Origin of the sequence: Pseudomonas azotoformans, assembly GCF_001579805.1 — a bacterium.
Classification (GTDB): Bacteria; Pseudomonadota; Gammaproteobacteria; order Pseudomonadales; family Pseudomonadaceae; genus Aquipseudomonas; species Aquipseudomonas azotoformans_A.
Genome location: NZ_CP014546.1, coordinates 1,469,645 through 1,487,320 on the forward strand (window position 1 = coordinate 1,469,645; position 17,676 = coordinate 1,487,320).

Genomic DNA, 17,676 nt, shown 5'->3' on the forward strand with positions numbered 1-17,676 from the left:
GAGACGATCTGTGAGCACATACCTAAATCGTAATTCCCTCGTGGGTTGCCTCTTTGCCGCTGTCCTGCTGAGTGGACTCTCGCCCACGGTGCTGGCAAAGGAAAATGGCAGCGATCATTCAACTACTGTTCCTGCTACAGCAACGGACAAGCCAGCAGCGGCAAACGATTCGAAGCTAGATCACGGGTCAATGGACCATAGCAAGATGAGCCATGAGTCGATGGATCATGACCAAAAAACCAAAAAGGCAGATTGAGATCATGACCAGTAAGTTTTTACGCCCAACGTTGATGGCACTTGCAGTCTCCACCGGTCCTGCATTCTTTTTTATGGCTCAAGCCGCTGAAGAGATGGATCCGTCGATGGCGATGCCATCAAGTGCGGACGCAAAGCCTTCAACTGCACAAAAATCCAAACCAGCCAAAGCGAAAGATGCCGCGATGGATCACTCCAAGATGGACCACGGCTCAATGGGAGCCATGGACCATAGCAAGATGGGGGCGATGGATCACAGCAAGATGAGCATGGATAACGGGCAAATGGACGGTATGGAAAGCATGGATGGAGGGGCGACTACCACAAGCCGAACCCCGATCCCCGTACTTACCGACGCTGACCGGGCCGCCGCTTTTCCAGACGTACCAGGCCATGGTGTGCACGATAAAAAAATTAACTCGTTCATCCTCCTGGATAAATTTGAGTACCAAGACGCTGACAACGGCAGTGCGCTGGCTTGGGATGCAAAAGGGTGGATCGGCGGTGACGTCGACCGCCTCTGGTTGCGTTCGGAAGGTGAACGTACAAATGGCGTAACCGAAAACGCTGAACTTCAGGCTCTGTGGGGACACGCCATCGGTCCATGGTGGGATGTCGTCACCGGCATTCGACAAGACTTCAAACCTGGGTCACCTCAAACCTGGGGAGCGCTCGGTATTCAGGGCATGGCCCTCTATAACTTTGAAGCTGAAGCGACTGCTTATATTGGTGAGAACGGTCAAACCGCTGCTCGATTTGAAGGCGATTACGACATCCTGTTGACCAATCGCCTGATCTTGCAGCCGACCGCCGAAGTAAACTTGTACGGGAAAAATGATCCTCAGCGCGGCATAGGATCTGGATTGGCCAACACCGAACTAGGCCTGCGGTTGCGCTACGAAATTACTCGTCAATTCGCACCCTACATTGGAGTTAGCTGGAATCGCTCATACGGTAAGACGGCTGACCTGGCCAGCGATGAAGGGGAAAAAACAAACGAGGCCCGATTTGTAGCTGGTATTCGGATGTGGTTCTAAGCGATTTGAGCACTAGCCCTACGAATTCTAATGATCGGGGAGTTAGCTCCCCGACTCTAGAGTAGATCCTTCAATGCAACCTTTGCAGCGGCATGAACGCTTGAGTGGAGTTCTATTGCTTCGTAGAACATCTCGCCGTCTCCAAGGGAAAAGGAAATATTCATGACAGGTAGCTTCCGACTTTCAAGTCGATCTCTGCGTATCGCAACATTCGCCGCGCTGTTCATTGGCTCAACGGCTCAAGCGGCGCAGGCCCTCACCATCGATGTGCATCGTGATGCAAACTGCGGATGTTGCAAAAAATGGATTCAGCATCTTGAGGCCAATGGCTTCACCGTCATCGATCATGAAGAAACCAACATGAGTGCTCTCAAACAAGATCTGGGTGTCGCTCCACGACTCTCGTCTTGTCACACCGCGATGATCAACGGGAAGTTTGTTGAAGGCCACGTGCCAGCTGAGCAAATAATTGCGATGAGTAAACGCGACGACCTTCTCGGGATCGCTGCTCCTGGCATGCCACCTGGTTCTCCAGGAATGGAAGTCGACGGAGTGCATGAGGCCCTACCAGATAATCGGCCTGACCAAAGCTGGCACAGATCAGGTCATTGCTGAGTACCCTCAAAACTAATCCCACCCCATCCCTCCCGTCACAGCATGGTCAGCGTTCATGACCATGCAGCGGGACATGCTCCTTCGATTTCATTCTCAAGCCATGGCTAAAGACGATCAACAGCCGTCGTAAAGGCATGCTTGTGCCTAATCAGATAACCCCGAACCGCAGTCCTCAATAAGAATTTGAGATGATCCCATCCTCCGCATGCTGACAAGCACTGCGCAGTTGATCGCGATAGTGTTAAGTTCGGAGATGGCGTTGCACCCTCAGCGTACCTTCCCGAATCAGGACATCTGTCTCGGCTGAAACAGTAGAAAACGTAAATGACGGTGGCTTAAGAGTTCTTTTTTTGAAGGCTCTTCAGACGTAGGGTCGCGCGTTGTACAGCGGCCATTTTTTCTGGACGCTTCATTCGTTTCCATTTTCTGATGTCTTCCTTGGTGCGACCGCAGCTAACGCACAGTTCGCTGTTCAGCTGGCAAACAGAAATACAGGGATTTTCGATGTCCTTTGCCATTGTTCAATTCCTCGTCGAACTTATGCGTGCTGCGGGTTCATAGCTAAGCCAGAACGATCTGATCAGGTGCGTCAGCGCCCAACTTCGTGCGGTACTCAACTGTCAGATGAGTGATCTCATGAACCGTCGCAAGCCGTTCTCGTATGTTTTCTGCATTGACTGCTGGGCTGCCCAGAACACTCACAATCGCGGCGCGGGCTTGCGGCCCAACCTGCCAGACATGAAGATCAATGATCGAAGCATCTCCCGGTCGCTCAACCAGTTCACGAATCTCTTCAGCGACATGATCATCTGTCTGGTCGAGCAATACACCCGAAGTCACCCGCATCAACGACCAAGCCCAGCGTGCAATCACAACGGCACCCACAATCCCCATTGCAGGGTCGAGCCATACCCAACCAAGGTACCGACCAGCAAGAAGGGCTGCGATGGCCAGAACCGAAGTCAGTGCATCTGCAATGACGTGAACGTATGCAGAGCGCAAATTATTGTCGTGACCATGCGCATGGTGAGACTCATCGTGGCCGTGGTCATGCCCATGGTGATGATCATGACCGCCAGACAGCAAAAGCGCGCTCACCACATTCACTGCTAGTCCGACAATTGCGATTAGAGTCGCTGTCCCGAATTGCACTTGAGTCGGTTGAAAGAGACGAAACAGCGACTCTCCAGCAATTCCCAAGGAAACCAGTCCCAAAATCAGAGCAGAAGCGAAGCCACCCAAGTCTCCTACCTTGCCAGTTCCAAAACTGTAGCGAGCACTTGAGGCATGTCTTTTCGCGTACGCGTAAGCAGCTGCGGCTATGCCCAGCGCTCCTGCATGCGTTGCCATGTGAAAACCATCGGCAAGCAACGCCATTGAGCCAGTGAGATAACCTGCGGTGATTTCAGCAACCATCATTACGACGGTCAGGGCCACCACCCACAAGGTTCGCTTGGCGTTTTCTTCATGTGATTTCCCAAGGAACATATGGTCGTGTGAATAGTCGGTGCTCATCGAGGCAGATCCTATTTGGAATAGCGGCGAATGGCTTCGAGCAGCTCGTCGACACCTTTCGCTCTTTCGTCGTTGCTGAGTGTCGGATTCGCGACGTGTTCACGAGCGTGGTCTTCGATAATTTCATCCATCAGCCCATTGATAGCGCCACGGGCAGAAGCGACCAAAAGCAAGGTTTTCGAGCAGTCATCATCAGAGTCGAGTGCTCGCTCAATCGCCTGGATTTGCCCAGCGATTCGCTTTACGCGCTTAAGAAGATCGTCTTTGCTTGATCTGACATGACCCATACCATACCCCCCCTACCTATATTGAGAGTATGATCACACGTTCCAATTAGCCATACAACCCCAGGGATGCTCGCCGCCGCGTTGCAAACGCCTGGATATACCAACAGTTTTTTCAATCCAAAAAAAGGCGCCACTAGGGCGCCTAAGCCGTCTCCAAACCAAAGGAGAAACAAAGAGACGGGGTGTATCGGGGATACCGGACAGTTAATGCCGATGGCTAATGCCCGTTAGAGGAGTTGCAGTGGATATTCAACAATCAGTCGGACCTCGTCCAAATCAGATTCGAAATCGGTAGCTCGTGTTGTTGCTTGGCGAACACGTAAAGACATGTCCTTCAGTGAGCCGGACTGGATGACGTATTTGGCCTCTATGTCTCGCTCCCAACGCTTTTGGTCCTGCAATGGGGCACCGTCCGCTCCGCGACGCATGTACACGCTGTTCGCGTTGGAATAGTCCGCATCCCAACCCTTAGCGTAGCGGGTCATGAAGCTGAGACCGGGGATGCCGAAAGCCTGCATATCTAGATCGTAGCGCAGCTGCAAGGATTGCTCTTTCGGTGAGTTGAAATCGCTGTACTGAATGGAGTTATCCAAGAAAATCGAGTCTGATTGGCGTAGGTAGTCAAAGTCGTCGTTACCATTATTGCGCTGATACCCAACGGTCACGGTATGCGCTCCGAATTTGACCCCGGTCTTGCCGCTCCAGATGTTGTTATCGAAGCTTCCCAGAAGTTTTTTACCCTCATCAACCGCTCGGTAGTAATTAAAGCCACCGATTAGCGATACGCTGTCTGAGAGCGGATAGTTCAATGTGGTGCCTGCGTAATACTGGTTCCACACATCCTTGAATTGGCTGGTGTAAAGACTCACACCTACGTGCTCATTGACCGTGTAATCGCCCCCTAGATAAGCGATCCACGGAGCATCTACTGCACCGGCGTAGAAAGTCGAAAAGCCGTCACGCATGCCACTGGAATTGGGTTGGCTCATCGCATGCAGCCGACCCCCTTGAAGGGTCAGGTCTTTGATGCTGGTATTGGTGAACGTTGCGCCACGAAAACTCTCAGGGAGGAGTCGGGAATCCCCATAGGCCACGACAGGTGTCGATGGAAATACGTCCCCTACCTTGACGACTGTATCCAGGAAGCGCACTTTTGCGGCCCCGCCTACTTTTGAGTAGGAGTCTTCAGGTTGGCCTTTGCTATTGTGCGGCAAGACATCGACTGAGCTACGGGCTCCCGAGCGACCATCACCTGAATCGAGCTTGAGGCCTTCCATTGCAAACGCATCAATGCCGAAGCCTACCGTACCTTGAGTAAAGCCCGATTCGAATCGGCCAATGATGCCATGAGCCCATTCGGCTGAGTAACCATTGCCCGTGGGGCTTGACTGGCCCTTTCGATAATCACGATTGAGATAGAGATTCCGATTCAGAATACTAAAGGTGCTCCCCTCAATGAACCCTTCAGGTTTTTGCTCCACAGCTACTGCAACTTGCCCCATGCTCATGCCAAGGGCAATGAGAGAAAGACCATAAATGCTTTTATTGTTCATTTAACACTCCAGGCTTTAGCTTGGCAGAGTTTCTTTATGAAATATTTTTTATAATTATAAAAAGCCACCAGCACGTGAGGATTTCTCCTACGTGCCGGCAGACATAATTTCATACAATAGATAACTCCAGCGTGACCTGAAAATTACTTCTATGTCAGCGAACAGTAAGCAGGCTCAAAACATACCGAACAAACTGGCGCAGCTAGGGCCAACGCTAACTAGCTTCCGTGAGGGCAGTTAGTACCCATAACCTTGTATTCCAGGGTGTTGAGCTTGCCCGCCGAATCTTCATAGGTCATGCGCGAAGGAGCTACGCCACAGGTTTTATTGGCTTGAGTGGTACTGATTACCTTCTGGACATCGAGGTTCATTCCATATTCATAATGAACAACTTCAGGTGTCGTCTTTCCATTTTCTAAGGCGTACTGTTCCATCGCCTTCTGGTTCTCTTGCATCATTCGACCATAAACACGGTCACCACCTCCTTCAGCCATGGCCAAAGAAGACAAGGTCAAGATGGAAACGGCAAAAAAAGCTTTTAGTGATTTCATGATTTTCTCCTAGTGTTCACTTACTTCTGACTAGAGGATAACCAGTGATGCCTTTCAGAAAGCTGCCGCGAATATTACATATGCGTAAGGTGTCCCTCAGCACTGGTGAGCTCGACTATTAGAATTTTAACTTGTTGGCGAAGTAGGCTGAATATGTCAGATAAGCATTAAAGATCAACTCGAGTTTCTCACGAAATACCCAAGCTTTTTTTATTAAAGATACATCTCATCTATATTATGGACAGCTGCTTGGACTGCTCCATATGGATGAGTGGTTTGAGCGCAGTAAGATGAGACGAGGAACGTGTTACAAAAGCCTTATAGGCTGAGAATATTAGGGGCTACGTTGAGTACCGAAAACACCATCGCTAGGATAGCCTTTAACAGCCATAAGAAATCGTCCCAGTATTTTATCGCGGCTAGCAGCAAAGCACCGACGATTGGAAGCAGGGACAACCCCTTCAGCAACCGAAAGGTCCTGGTGAGGGTTCGGCCTTGCTTGTCGACTTGATCGATGGTGATCCTGAGCAGCCCCTGAAGTTTCGGGGGATATGTTTTTATCTTGTCCTTGAAATCATCGAAAATGACATTGAAGCTGTGCAGCAGGCGCTCCGTTTGCAGCATTTGATTGTGGAGGATCGCAAGTAGAACCACAGAAACAACTGCCAGCCCAAGGACAAGGATAAAACCTTCGAATTTTGAGGTTGTTTTCTCCAACACGACCAAACCCGCTAGCGATATCGGCAGGGCGAGCATCTTGCCGGCGATGTCGCCCAGCACCCCGCTAAGCTTGGTGCCATAGTCGATTTCAGCTTGGGCCACCTCGCGCCGGGCCCGCTCAAACGAGAAGCTATAGACGTAGGTTTGCAGATTCGCGCGGTATGTGGCGAGGACCTCCCGCCACTCCCGCACGATCACCAAGAACAGATTGGGCTCGCTCTCAAACTTCTCGATGACGCTAGCCACCGCCATCCGAATCATTAATTTTCGTTCGGAGAGGTGTGCCTTATTTTCGTTTTTTCGATTGAGTATTTCTTCCAACAAGCTCAGGTGATTGAGCTCATAGTCAAGAACCTTGATGTCAACCTGGGTAGGTAACAGAAAAGTTCTCGGAGGCTTAGCCCCATCGGGAGGCAAGGCAAAGAACAGATTAAAACCATCTTGGCTGCTGTCTTTGTCGACACCGATCGCTAGCAGTGCAAGCAGCTCGATCAGCCGGCAGACGCGCCTGAGCGCCTTAATCGTCGGAGGCTCGATGTCATCACTATCTGCCCAACAGAGCTCAACAATGTATACGTTGCTCGGGAATTGCCCCTTGCCCAATGAGCCATTGCGAGCGACAAACTCGCCTAAGTTCGCGTAGAACCGGCCAGACTCGTTCGATGGCAAGCGAAACTCAATATCGAGAGAGTCTGCTTCTTCAGAGCAATGCTCGAACTTGCCATAGGCTGCGGGCAGGCCATCGCACATTCGCAACGCACCGATAATGTCGGGCGTTGGCATCCCCTCATAGCGGATGACTCCGTCCTCAATGGTGGGCGCTCCAATGGCGCGGTAGAGAGCTACCACATTAGAAAACATTCTTAGCCGACCCTGGCCAGCAGTTCTTTCTCGATCACACCAACCAGTTCGGCAGTCAGATTGGACAGTGTCAACTTTTTCCGTCCCTCATCATAATAAACGTCTGCGGCCGGATCCTTACCTAACGCTCCACGCTCGAATTGCAACGACCAGTTAGCCGCGTCCCCCTTGATACGGGTCTTCTCTTTCAGCGATTTCGCATTGACCGTAAAGTCGTCTGGCACCTTATGTTTCTCGCTATTCAAATAGTCTTTCAGCCCAACAATTTCATCCACTAAGTCAGCGGGTACGTGTGCGACAGCGACGTGGCAGATAGCGTCCAAGCGCGCAGATTTGCCTGCGGCCAACTGCTCCTCCAGATACTTGATCACCGCCTCTTTGGCCTTGTAACCAAAGCCTTTTAACGTTTTGTTGTCGCGAAAAAACCGTGCAACGTTATCAATGGCATTTTTGGTAGCGCGTCCGGAAGCTACTCCTTTCGCGCATCCCAGTGCAGAGATGAAATAATCGGATGCCTGACTATCACGGCCCCGGCTGATGAAGCACAGGTAGGTTGAATCCACTTCATCCTCCGCGTCATCTTCATTCTGCTCAGGCGCAGCAGCGGCCGCAGCAGCCATAGCCTTTATGGCCACGAAGCTCGCTAAATTGATCCTGGCGGCCTGCTGAACCTTGTTGAGATCGACCTCTTGAATTTCCTTGGGCACATAGTTCTCGTCCAGCTGTATACCGCCGCGTTCCTTCATGCTGGCGACCAGGAAAAAGTCGGTTGCACCTGCGGTGTACTGAGCGCAAAGGATGTGTCCACCGGTCGATAAGACTTGATTACCGGCTTGCTCCACCAACTGGTCCATTGCCAAGTGGGTCAAGTCGATAAATCGCGCTTCATCATCTTGTACTTCTACGAACGCGGTGAAGCGCTCTGGAAACGGTCCCTGACGGTCATCATCGGCAAACTGGCCGTAGACCACGCTGTTGCCTTCTTTGCCGATGAGGCCGTGGATACCATTGACCAGAAAATGCAACGCGGGATTTTCAGTATCGAGCGCCACATCCTTCTTGACCACCTCGGAGATAAAACTGGTCTTGGCCAGCTTCTTGAAGCTGTGAATAATGGCAGTTTTCAGCGTAATCATAGGTCGAATTCCGTTCCGATAGTATCAATATGGAATCACTGAAAATAGCACCTTACCCAGCAAACTTCAGGGCTTATCTCGATATCAGATATCACCGAAGGGCTCCAATACCTACCGATCAGTAAGGCTGCACGAACCCAATAACTGTATATGTATACAGTATCATAATCTATGCCATTCATCAGCACGAGGAGCGGAGGGTTGAAGCGCGGATTGGCCGCCGCCAATAACCACGACATCAAATTTCGGATTATGACTCACCACCATCCCCCCCTACGTTTGCTGCGTATCGCTTACGTGGGATCAGACTTTACGGCCCAGATCATCAATTTTCACAACGACCTGTCCGTCCTCTTTGACGAAACTGCCGCGCTGCTCTTGTGGAAGCAGGTCGAGGACAGCCTCAGACGGACGACACAGGCGTGCCCCCAAGGGGGTCACGACGATGGGACGATTGATCAGGATGGGATGAGCCATCATGGCGTCAATGAGCTGGTCATCGGCAAGTGACGGATCGCCCAACCCAAGCTCTTCGTACGGCGTGCCTTTGATACGGAGGAGCGCCCGCACCTCTATACCCATATCCTTGATCAACCTGATTAGCGTTGGCCGATCAGGTGGGGTTTTCAGGTACTCAATTACCGTTGGCTCTTCACCGCTGTTGCGGATCAATGCCAAGGTATTGCGGGAAGTGCCACATTCCGGGTTGTGATAAATCGTGATCTGATTCATATCTGATGTCTCGCTGTTGAGAGGCTCAAATGGATCGCTGGTTGACGCGTTCGGATAGCTCCCCAGCGGACTCTTTACGCTCGGAGTAACGATCAACCAGGTAATCTTGGCGATCACGCAACAACAGCGTGAACTTCATCAGTTCTTCCATCACGTCGACCAGACGGTCGTAGTACGAGGACGGCTTCATCCGGCCCGTCTCATCGAATTCGGTGAAGGCCTTAGCTACTGAGGATTGGTTTGGGATGGTGAACATGCGCATCCAACGCCCCAGTACCCGCAGCTGATTAACTACGTTGAAGGACTGCGAGCCGCCGCAGACTTGCATCACCGCAAGGGTCTTTCCTTGCGTAGGTCGTACAGCACCTATCGCCAGCGGAACCCAGTCAATCTGAGCCTTGAAAACCGCACTCATGGAGCCGTGTCGCTCAGGAGAGCACCACATCTGGCCTTCCGACCATTGCATCAGTTTGCGCAGCTCCGCGACTTTGGGGTGGGTGTCGGGTGCATCATCCGGCAGCGGAAGGCCCGACGGATCGAATATCTTTGTTTCAGCGCCAAACTGCTCCAGAAGTCGAGCGGCCTCCTGGGTCACCAACCGGCTGAAGGATCGCTCTCGTGTCGACCCATACAGAAGAAGGATTCGAGGTTTATGGAGTGAGGACGTGCGAGGCGCCAGTTGCTCCAGGGTTGGAATGTCAAGCAGCTCGGCTTGGACATTCGGCAGCGTATCTTGCATACAAACTCCTAGGGATGCGCCAAGTAGGCACAACTTCCATTGCTCTTCAAAGCGAACCGATACGGTTCAGTTCAGCTTTGAGCTGATCAGGGCTCATGGTTTTCAACGGCAGCGCAAGAAACGCGCTCACGCGTTCGCGAATTTTGGCGAGAGTGGCGTCAAACGCTTTTGTGATCTCGATCTCCGACCCAGTGGCTTCCGACGGATCGGCCAAACCCCAATGGGCCTTCAAGGCTGGCCCGAAAAAGATGGGGCACGCTTCACCCGCTGCCCGGTCACATACGGTTACCACGATGTCTGGTGGAGAGCCTTCAAAAATATCCGAAGCTTTGCTGCTCAAGCCTGCCGTGGAAATGCCCGCAGCCTCCAGCGTTTGCAATGCCCTTTGGTTCACTCGACCGCTGGGAAAGCTTCCTGAGCTGACCGCCTCCACGCCCTCTGACGCCAGGTGGTTGAAAAGTGCCTCGGAGAGGATGCTACGGCAGCTGTTGTGGGTACACATGAACAAGACTTTCATCAGTAGATTCCTTGATTCAGAAGCTGAGGCGCAATGCCAGGGCGCAGAGGGTGGCGATAAGGATGGGCAAGGTCAGCACGATCCCGGTCTTGAAGTAGTAACCCCAGCTGATCGTGATGTCCTTTTTGGCCAGCACGTGCAGCCACAAGAGCGTGGCCAGGCTACCGATGGGAGTGATTTTCGGCCCCAGGTCGCAGCCAATGATGTTGGCGTACACCATTGCTTGAAGAACGACGCCATCGACTTCGGCAGCATGAATGGACAAGGCACCGATCAGGACAGTGGGCATGTTGTTCATGATTGAAGACAGAAAGGCTGTGAGCAGCCCCGTACCCAAGGACGCGCCCCAGACACCGTAGCCGGCAAATACATTCAGGATCTGGGCGATGTGGTTGGTCAAACCGGCGTTCTTGAGGCCGTAGACGACCAGATACATGCCCAGGGAAAAGATCACCACCTGCCATGGCGCGCCCTTGAGCACCTTGCCGGTGTCGATGGCGTGTCCACGGGCCGCGATGACGTAAAGAATGAATGCGCAGGCAGCCGCAATGGCACTGATCGGCACGCCCAGAGGCTCGACGACAAAGAAACCGACCAGCAGCAGAGCTAGAACCCACCAGCCTGCTATGAAAGTCGGACGATCACGTATCGCCTCTTTAGGATGATGCAACTGAGCAAGTTCGTAAGTCTTGGGCAATTCCTTGCGGAAGAACCACATCAGCATCACCAGCGTAGCCGCAACGCTGACCAGATTCACCGGCACCATGACGGATGCGTATTCGCTGAACCCAATCTTGAAATAATCCGCAGAGACAATGTTGACCAGATTCGAAACTACCAGAGGCAAACTCGCGGTATCAGCGATAAAACCGGCCGCCATGACGAATGCGAGGGTGGCAGCGGGCGAAAAGCGCAATGCAAATAGCATTGCGATCACGATGGGCGTGAGAATCAATGCCGCACCATCATTAGCAAATAATGCTGATACCGCAGCACCCAGTAGGATGATGAAAGCAAATAGCTTACGAGTGCTGCCTCCGCCCCAGCGTGCGACATGCAATGCTGCCCATTCGAAAAAGCCGGCTTCATCGAGCAGAAGACTGATGATAATCACCGCGATGAACGTTGCAGTGGCATTCCAAACGATGTGCCACACCTCGGGGATATCCGCAAGAGTGACCACTCCAGTCAAGAGCGCGAGTACAGCGCCAAAGGTTGCACTCCAGCCAACACCCAGCCCTTTGGGCTGCCAGATCACCAGGACGATGGTGGCAATAAAGATCAGTACGGCAATCAACATTTCAATCACTCGATTTGGAAGCAGATCAGCCACATACGAGCTGGTTGATAGGACGAGCATTCATGTCGCTTAGTCGTTTGGCTTCGGTATCTAGCCAATCCTGATTCGCATCCACGACGTCCTTCAGAATTGCACTCACCCAACTAGGAAGGCCGGGATTCAGGCGGTAGTAAACCCACTGGCCTTGACGACGATCCATCAGCAGTCCCGCTGAACGAAGCAGCGCCAAGTGGCGAGAAATCTTGGGCTGGCTCTGGTCGAGCGCAGCGGTAAGCTCGCATACGCACAGCTCTCCTTCGCTCACGATGAGCAGTGTGATTTTGGTTCGAGTGTCATCTGCCAAGCACTTGAATAGTGCCGTGGGATTCATAGGCTCTGTCATAGATCCTCCAAGTGTTTTGTCTTGACCAAGACGAAGAGCTTAATGCGCTCATGGATGTCATGAAGTGTGTGGCGAAACGCGTCGGGATGATCGCTGGTGACCGGATCTGCGAAATCCCAAGTGATGACTTCGCCAGCGGCGGGCATCCATGCACATTCCCGTGCGGACTTGTCACACAGCGTGATGACGTAATCGAATTTTTCGTCGCGAAGCTCATCAATGGATTTGCTATGCAGTCCGGATGCATCTACGTCGACATTGGCCAGAGCAGCGACAGTACGCGGGTCGACGCTGGTTGGCTCCAAGCCCGCACTGTAAGCGGCAAAACGCGGATCTGTGTGCCGAAGCAATGCTTCTGCTAAATGGGAGCGGGCAGAGTTGGCAACGCAGATGAAAAGCACTTTGATTGGGGCAGACATGGCAATCTCGACACATACGTTGAATCGAATATATGATTTATCGCATATTCGGTAAAGCGTATATTTTTGCGTCGCCGGTCACCAGCGTGTAAGGGCAGCGCTCGTCAGATCGTCGGACGACTTTTCGTCGGAAGACGAGCTGATCACAACGCAAATCAGCTGTAACCAGTACAGCAAGTTCAACAGCAGCATTGGGCCGAATTTTTCCAACACTAAGAGGTGCCAGGATTGGGCCACAAAGCTCACTTGCTGAATTCTTTTTTGGCTGTTGGGCACAACATGCTAGTGCGACAGATTTCCTGTCATCAGCCAGCGGAGGCTTGTTGACGATCTGCATCCCCCAGATTATTGTTGCGGCTAACAACGAATTTGTGACGATTATGCCGAAGCGGAAAAAAGACCAGTTGTCCCAGGATGCCGAGGATCTGTACGAGGCGTTGAATCAGCTCGTCCGTGTCTACCAGTTTCGAGATAGAGATCGGATTTGCTGCTACGACGTTTCAGTCACCCAGTGCTACGCGGTCGAAACGCTGGTCAAGAAAGGAGCCATGCGGCTTCAGGTCTTGGCTGAAAAGATGTTTTTAGACAAAAGCACGGCAAGCCGCGTAATCGATGCGCTCGAACGCAAGGGGTATGTGTCACGCGCTGAGGATAACGAAGACCGCCGTGCCGTGAAGATCCAGGCCACGGACGCGGGCAGGGAACTCTACGAAAAAATCAGGGGCGATCTCATTGCCGAAGAGATAACAATGATCGAGAACCTTTCAGCCGAAGCCAGGCAAGGAGCATTAACCTTGCTCAGGCAGATTACACGAGCTACCGAAAAACGCTGCGGCCTCACAAATGAGCGTGGCTCAGATCCAACGCAAGCCTATTGAATCTCCATTTTTTGATTCAAATGTTGTTACTACCAACATAATGGAACCCGATCATGCGTATCCGTCCTGCTGAGCCAGTTGATGCAACCTCGATAGCCACTATTTATAACCAAGGGATTGCGGAACGAAGTTCCACGTTCGAGACCACTCCGCGTAACCCTGATGACATGCTAGAGCGACTTGAGGCTCATGATCGTTATCCCGTTCTGGTGATGCTTGATGAGCACGATAAGGTCATCGGATGGGCGAGCCTTAGTGACTACCGCAATCGCGCGTGCTATGACGGCATCGCTGACTTTTCGATTTACATGAGCCGTGAGGTGCGAGGCCAGGGGCTGGGTAAGAATCTCCTTCAGGCGCTGCTTAAAGAGGCAGAAGCTCGTGGATTTTGGAAAGTCCTTTCTCGCGTGTTCACATCTAACCGCGCCAGTCTCGCCCTGTGCGAAGCTTGCGGATTCCGCCAAGTCGGGGTTTACGAGAAACATGCATGCCTTGACGGTCGTTGGATCGACTGCGCAATTGTCGAGCGACTCATTCCTACGAATCAAATGCCGTGGCTAACACCAATGGCTGCAACCAAGACTGAATCAAATGGATTAAGCGGCTGTTAGGGTTCTCTATCACACTTAAAATCTTGTCAGTCAGGCTACGTACAGCGAAACAATCAATCACGGCCTAACTGGTCAAGTCGAATGCAAATAGGTGGTCAAGCCTATGTAATTACGCAGCCCACTGGAGTGGATTGCGCTAGCGACGTAATTCCCCTGCTCATGCTTGAATCGACGTTGAGATAGATACCGATGTCTGCGGACATTGAATACGCGAAATCGACGTATGCGGCATAAATCCCGTATATGCGTAAACCGCTGCTATCGGTGCACATCCAATGCCCGATCAATACGCAATAGGCGTCGGTATTAACAATGACATCCAACGCCCAGCAATAAGCCACAGAAATCACCGGATCCAGAGCAACTGCGCCACGCCATAAAAATATCTACTGGGGCTTTGAATTGGACGCGATCATCTCCATGTATGCATTGCCACCCATGGGAATATCATAACCTGGTGGCCCTTCCCATTGCCGCGAGACGCCGGTATTTCTAAGCATAACCTCAACCTTAATGCCGTCCTTAACCATGCTGTCTAAATTCCACTCGAAGTGATTTATGAGAGCCTGGCAGGCCACATGAGGTACTGTTGTCAATAATCTCAAGCTGGAGTTGTTTGGCGGTAACTTAAGCCTCGCGATCTCCGACATCGTCCATATAAATCTCCGCAACCTAAAATGCCAAAGAGACTCAAATTGAAGTTCAAGTTGAGCTGACAACAACGGGAAAGACTTACGAGTCGCACGCTGCCTACTTACTTTTCGCGGCAAAAGTGCAAGCATGTTACTGATATTTACTCGCACCTGTTTTTGGGTGATGCGGTACAAGTTCTCAACGCCCTCTATAAGAATAGTTGCGTATTTTTCGTCCTCATCGTTCACCGCCGGCTCGGCACTACTCTTCTGCATTACGTTCCCTGTAATTTTACTCAACAACCAGTCCTTATCGTTTTCGTTGAGCCAACGGGTTACTTGATAAGCACTTACCCAAAGATAGTCCATACCAATGCCTGGCTTCACTTCAAGTAGCATTGAGATTTTTTCTCGATAAGCCTTTTTCTTATGTTCTGGCAAAGTTTTCTCTTTAAGACGGACCGTCGGGTTTGCCGAGCTAGCAAGTAGAGACTCTTCTGCCAAGCATTTCTCAAACTTTTCTGCACATCCAAAAAGATGGAGAGATATTAAAAGATGCCTTGCCAACGGCATATCAATTTGACCTCTTGTTGTCGATAGCCTAATCCATTGACTTCGAATTCCAGCTGCGTATGCCAAATCAATTTTTGAAATAATTTTATCGCTGAACTTATCACGAATACTGCTAAATAATTTAGCTGTGCCAATTAGGTTCCCATGAACAAACCCTTGCTTCTTTGCTTGACGCCGATAACAAGCAGCCAAAACCGTATAATCTATCGATGGCAGATTGCGTTGCAGAATATCATTTACAAAAACTGCAAACTCGCGCTCTTCATTTGAGGCGAGTGAGCGGTTCGCAGGTTTAACAGCGTTCCACCCGCAAGCACAATCATCGGTCAACCCCGGTAACAATCGGTTTTTACGATAAAAAGGATGAGAGCAATTAGGGCAAGATTGAAGAAGTTCTTCACCATGTCGCCAGCACGCTGTAACGCCCGGTACATGATGAGCTCGGTGCCAATATGCGTAGCCACACTCTATGAGGTCGGCCTGCACACAGGCCAAGCAAATTTTAGCTCTGCTATTCCTCGTACCTTCTCTCCTAGGCACTCGAGCGACATCAGATAAAACCTTGTCAAACTCCTTAGAGGGTTCTTTTGATAATCCTATAAAAGGTTTGTAGGCTGGGAACGTAGTGTTAATCTCAAGCAACTCAGCCAAGTTGCTTTCTTTAACTCCCGGCAATCGAGAAGCAAGGTTTTCTAATTGCTTCGGTATGATAGATAGCTGAAATGGCGCAACGCCAAAAAGATCACGAAAGGTTTCTGCCTCGGTTTTGTTTCCGGACAAAAAATGGTATCTCGTAATACGAGATAATAGTGTCTCGTCTGGCATAGACATTGGGAAAAACAGAATACTGGACATGAGTAGCCGACTTTCTAACGTGGGTTCTGGTAGGACGCGAGTCCTGTGGATGGTGTTCTTTTATCACATATCACCGTGTACCCGGGTAAGGATTTTTAAAAATGAACGCCATACAGTAGCGAACAGCCAGCAATTATTTTATTAGAAAACAGCAGTTTTTACGCCAGAGTCAAAATACAATACACCACACATATAAATACTTTCACTGCACGCCTCGTCAAAATTCACACATCGAATCCACGCACAGCTCATATATATAGAGGCTTGTGCCGACGGCGTTACAGAGCAATATTCATACGCGGATCAGGGTGCATTCACTCATATTTGGAGTTTTCTGAGACACGCTGTTCGATACAGCGCTGATTGAGTGATTGGCTTGCCGTCAAGTTTTAGCTTCCGCTCGGCCCAGCTCAGGCGCCGCCGATGAAATGCATCAAGGGTTTCGCATTCGGCTGCCAGTGCAGCCGCACAGTGCGGCAGCTTGTTGAGCTGCTTTTCAAACCTAGATAACACATGAAGCTCTCTGCCTATTTTTGTCCGTGAGATGCGGACAGGTTTACCTGGAAGCGCTCGTAACATTTCAGCGCATTGAACCACTTCGTTGGCAAGGTCGAGGTCTTTGAATCTTTCTGCCTGCTGTCCGCGCGGTCTGTGGGCTTTACCTGGCTCTTGTGTCAGCTCGGACAGCCATTGCCGATCGTTTCGATGAAGCCACACATAATCTCGACACTCATGAGCTAGGCGAGCTCTGTATTCCCCGTCAAATCGGTTCCTCCTATCAACCAGAAGTTTCGAAAGCCTCGCCTCTTTCCATAGGTCAGGTCCATTCGAAATCGCGCGTATCATTCGATAGACGCATGTAACCGAGCTCCTTGTTTCTGACGCTATGGTTTTAGCGTTAGCCCCCGAGAGCGCCAGCGTCCAGATCGTTTCAGATGCCTCACTCATATACTCATTGGTGCTTGAGCGATTGGTTGGAGATCTGTTGGCAGCTCGTCCACAGGGAGTTTCGGTATTGGCAGTTCGACTAAGCGACTCGGTAATAGGACCGTTTGGCCGCAGTATCCTTTCCATGTCGACCTTGAGCGCACAGGCCAGCAGGATGAATTTCAGTGGATGATGGGTGCCCCTCGGCTTACGTAAAAGCTTCACAATCCAGGCCGCCGGTATATCCGCAGACGACTTGCTCAGTATCGAGTACTCCCCTGAGGAGGGGAGCCCCTCAAAGAATGCAGACATGTGTCGCGCCAAAATGCCTAAGTGCAGCCGACCAGTATCGGAAGCCATTTTCAAGGCAATAGCGCTATCCAGAAACACCGAGCGAATCGCATCAGGACATAATGGCGGAACATCGGTCTCAAGCACCTGCATCGAACGCTGCGCTATTTCGTGCAGAGCACTTTGTAGATTTTGAGGGATCTCTAGCGAAATGGAGTGAGACTGAACGTCCTCATCGTCCGGTAAATGCATTCTTCGAGAGTTTCTGCTCAACCAGCGGTAATCAAGGA

The 17,676-nt window shown here is 51.2% G+C and carries 19 protein-coding genes and 1 pseudogene; 5 read left to right on the forward strand and 15 right to left on the reverse strand.

Going from position 1 to position 17,676, the window contains the following annotated elements:
• Positions 1–10 precede the first annotated feature (10 nt).
• The 3 genes and pseudogenes from AYR47_RS32500 to AYR47_RS31855 all read left to right on the forward strand — a co-directional run bounded on the left by AYR47_RS32500 (position 11) and on the right by AYR47_RS31855 (position 1,923).
• Complete coding sequence (locus AYR47_RS32500) at positions 11–256, forward strand: hypothetical protein (protein ID WP_139302248.1); 246 nt, start codon at positions 11–13, stop codon at positions 254–256.
• The gene (locus tag AYR47_RS06870; RefSeq protein WP_038444668.1) at positions 228–1,292 is read left to right on the forward strand and encodes a copper resistance protein B; all 1,065 of its coding nucleotides are present in this window, start codon (positions 228–230) and stop codon (positions 1,290–1,292) included. The genes AYR47_RS32500 and AYR47_RS06870 overlap by 29 nt, the downstream gene beginning before the upstream one ends.
• Positions 1,293–1,454: 162 nt before the next feature.
• A pseudogene (locus AYR47_RS31855) lies at positions 1,455–1,923 on the forward strand (DUF411 domain-containing protein).
• A gap of 319 nt (positions 1,924–2,242) precedes the next feature.
• Here AYR47_RS31855 and AYR47_RS31860 read toward each other — a convergent pair.
• The 13 genes from AYR47_RS31860 to AYR47_RS06935 form a co-directional block, all read right to left on the reverse strand.
• On the reverse strand, positions 2,243–2,425 hold the full coding sequence (locus AYR47_RS31860; protein WP_017341650.1) for a DUF1289 domain-containing protein: 183 nt from the start codon (positions 2,423–2,425) through the stop codon (positions 2,243–2,245).
• Between the two features lie 43 nt (positions 2,426–2,468).
• Positions 2,469–3,422: a CDF family Co(II)/Ni(II) efflux transporter DmeF gene (gene dmeF / locus AYR47_RS06880; protein WP_061433807.1), complete on the reverse strand. Its 954-nt coding sequence runs from the start codon at positions 3,420–3,422 to the stop codon at positions 2,469–2,471.
• A gap of 11 nt (positions 3,423–3,433) precedes the next feature.
• On the reverse strand, positions 3,434–3,709 hold the full coding sequence (locus AYR47_RS06885; protein WP_061433809.1) for a metal/formaldehyde-sensitive transcriptional repressor: 276 nt from the start codon (positions 3,707–3,709) through the stop codon (positions 3,434–3,436).
• 227 nt (positions 3,710–3,936) lie between these two features.
• Positions 3,937–5,262: an OprD family porin gene (locus tag AYR47_RS06890; RefSeq protein WP_058825474.1), complete on the reverse strand. Its 1,326-nt coding sequence runs from the start codon at positions 5,260–5,262 to the stop codon at positions 3,937–3,939.
• A gap of 218 nt (positions 5,263–5,480) precedes the next feature.
• Entirely contained in the window at positions 5,481–5,813 is a 333-nt protein-coding gene (locus AYR47_RS06895; RefSeq protein WP_019334883.1) for a DUF2790 domain-containing protein, read from the reverse strand.
• A gap of 318 nt (positions 5,814–6,131) precedes the next feature.
• Positions 6,132–7,394: a hypothetical protein gene (locus tag AYR47_RS06900; RefSeq protein ID WP_061433810.1), complete on the reverse strand. Its 1,263-nt coding sequence runs from the start codon at positions 7,392–7,394 to the stop codon at positions 6,132–6,134.
• 2 nt (positions 7,395–7,396) lie between these two features.
• Positions 7,397–8,530, reverse strand: coding sequence for a nucleoid-associated protein (locus AYR47_RS06905; protein ID WP_038444681.1), 1,134 nt, complete (start codon positions 8,528–8,530; stop codon positions 7,397–7,399).
• 303 nt (positions 8,531–8,833) lie between these two features.
• Positions 8,834–9,262, reverse strand: coding sequence for an arsenate reductase (glutaredoxin) (arsC, locus tag AYR47_RS06910; RefSeq protein WP_019334880.1), 429 nt, complete (start codon positions 9,260–9,262; stop codon positions 8,834–8,836).
• Between the two features lie 25 nt (positions 9,263–9,287).
• On the reverse strand, positions 9,288–10,001 hold the full coding sequence (gene arsH, locus AYR47_RS06915) for an arsenical resistance protein ArsH (protein WP_058825476.1): 714 nt from the start codon (positions 9,999–10,001) through the stop codon (positions 9,288–9,290).
• A gap of 46 nt (positions 10,002–10,047) precedes the next feature.
• Positions 10,048–10,518: an arsenate reductase ArsC gene (locus AYR47_RS06920; RefSeq protein ID WP_038444687.1), complete on the reverse strand. Its 471-nt coding sequence runs from the start codon at positions 10,516–10,518 to the stop codon at positions 10,048–10,050.
• Positions 10,519–10,534: 16 nt separating this feature from the next.
• Positions 10,535–11,818, reverse strand: coding sequence for an arsenic transporter (locus AYR47_RS06925; RefSeq protein WP_038444690.1), 1,284 nt, complete (start codon positions 11,816–11,818; stop codon positions 10,535–10,537).
• Positions 11,819–11,843: 25 nt separating this feature from the next.
• Positions 11,844–12,200, reverse strand: coding sequence for a metalloregulator ArsR/SmtB family transcription factor (locus tag AYR47_RS06930; protein WP_032901556.1), 357 nt, complete (start codon positions 12,198–12,200; stop codon positions 11,844–11,846).
• On the reverse strand, positions 12,197–12,619 hold the full coding sequence (locus tag AYR47_RS06935) for an arsenate reductase ArsC (protein ID WP_019334875.1): 423 nt from the start codon (positions 12,617–12,619) through the stop codon (positions 12,197–12,199). The genes AYR47_RS06930 and AYR47_RS06935 overlap by 4 nt, the downstream gene beginning before the upstream one ends.
• Positions 12,620–12,999: 380 nt before the next feature.
• On the opposite strand from AYR47_RS06935, the gene AYR47_RS06940 reads away from it, so the two are divergent.
• Both AYR47_RS06940 and AYR47_RS31865 read left to right on the forward strand, forming a co-directional pair.
• Complete coding sequence (locus tag AYR47_RS06940; RefSeq protein WP_025992770.1) at positions 13,000–13,497, forward strand: MarR family winged helix-turn-helix transcriptional regulator; 498 nt, start codon at positions 13,000–13,002, stop codon at positions 13,495–13,497.
• Positions 13,498–13,550: 53 nt separating this feature from the next.
• Positions 13,551–14,108, forward strand: a complete 558-nt coding sequence (locus tag AYR47_RS31865) for an arsinothricin resistance N-acetyltransferase ArsN1 family A (protein ID WP_019334872.1) — start codon at positions 13,551–13,553, stop codon at positions 14,106–14,108.
• A 386-nt stretch (positions 14,109–14,494) separates the two neighbouring features.
• On the opposite strand, the gene AYR47_RS31870 is transcribed toward AYR47_RS31865, so the two are convergent.
• Entirely contained in the window at positions 14,495–16,168 is a 1,674-nt protein-coding gene (locus AYR47_RS31870; RefSeq protein WP_074321233.1) for a TniQ family protein, read from the reverse strand.
• 318 nt (positions 16,169–16,486) lie between these two features.
• On the reverse strand, positions 16,487–17,638 hold the full coding sequence (locus AYR47_RS06955; protein WP_227496890.1) for a TnsD family Tn7-like transposition protein: 1,152 nt from the start codon (positions 17,636–17,638) through the stop codon (positions 16,487–16,489).
• Between the last annotated feature and the right edge of the window lie 38 nt (positions 17,639–17,676).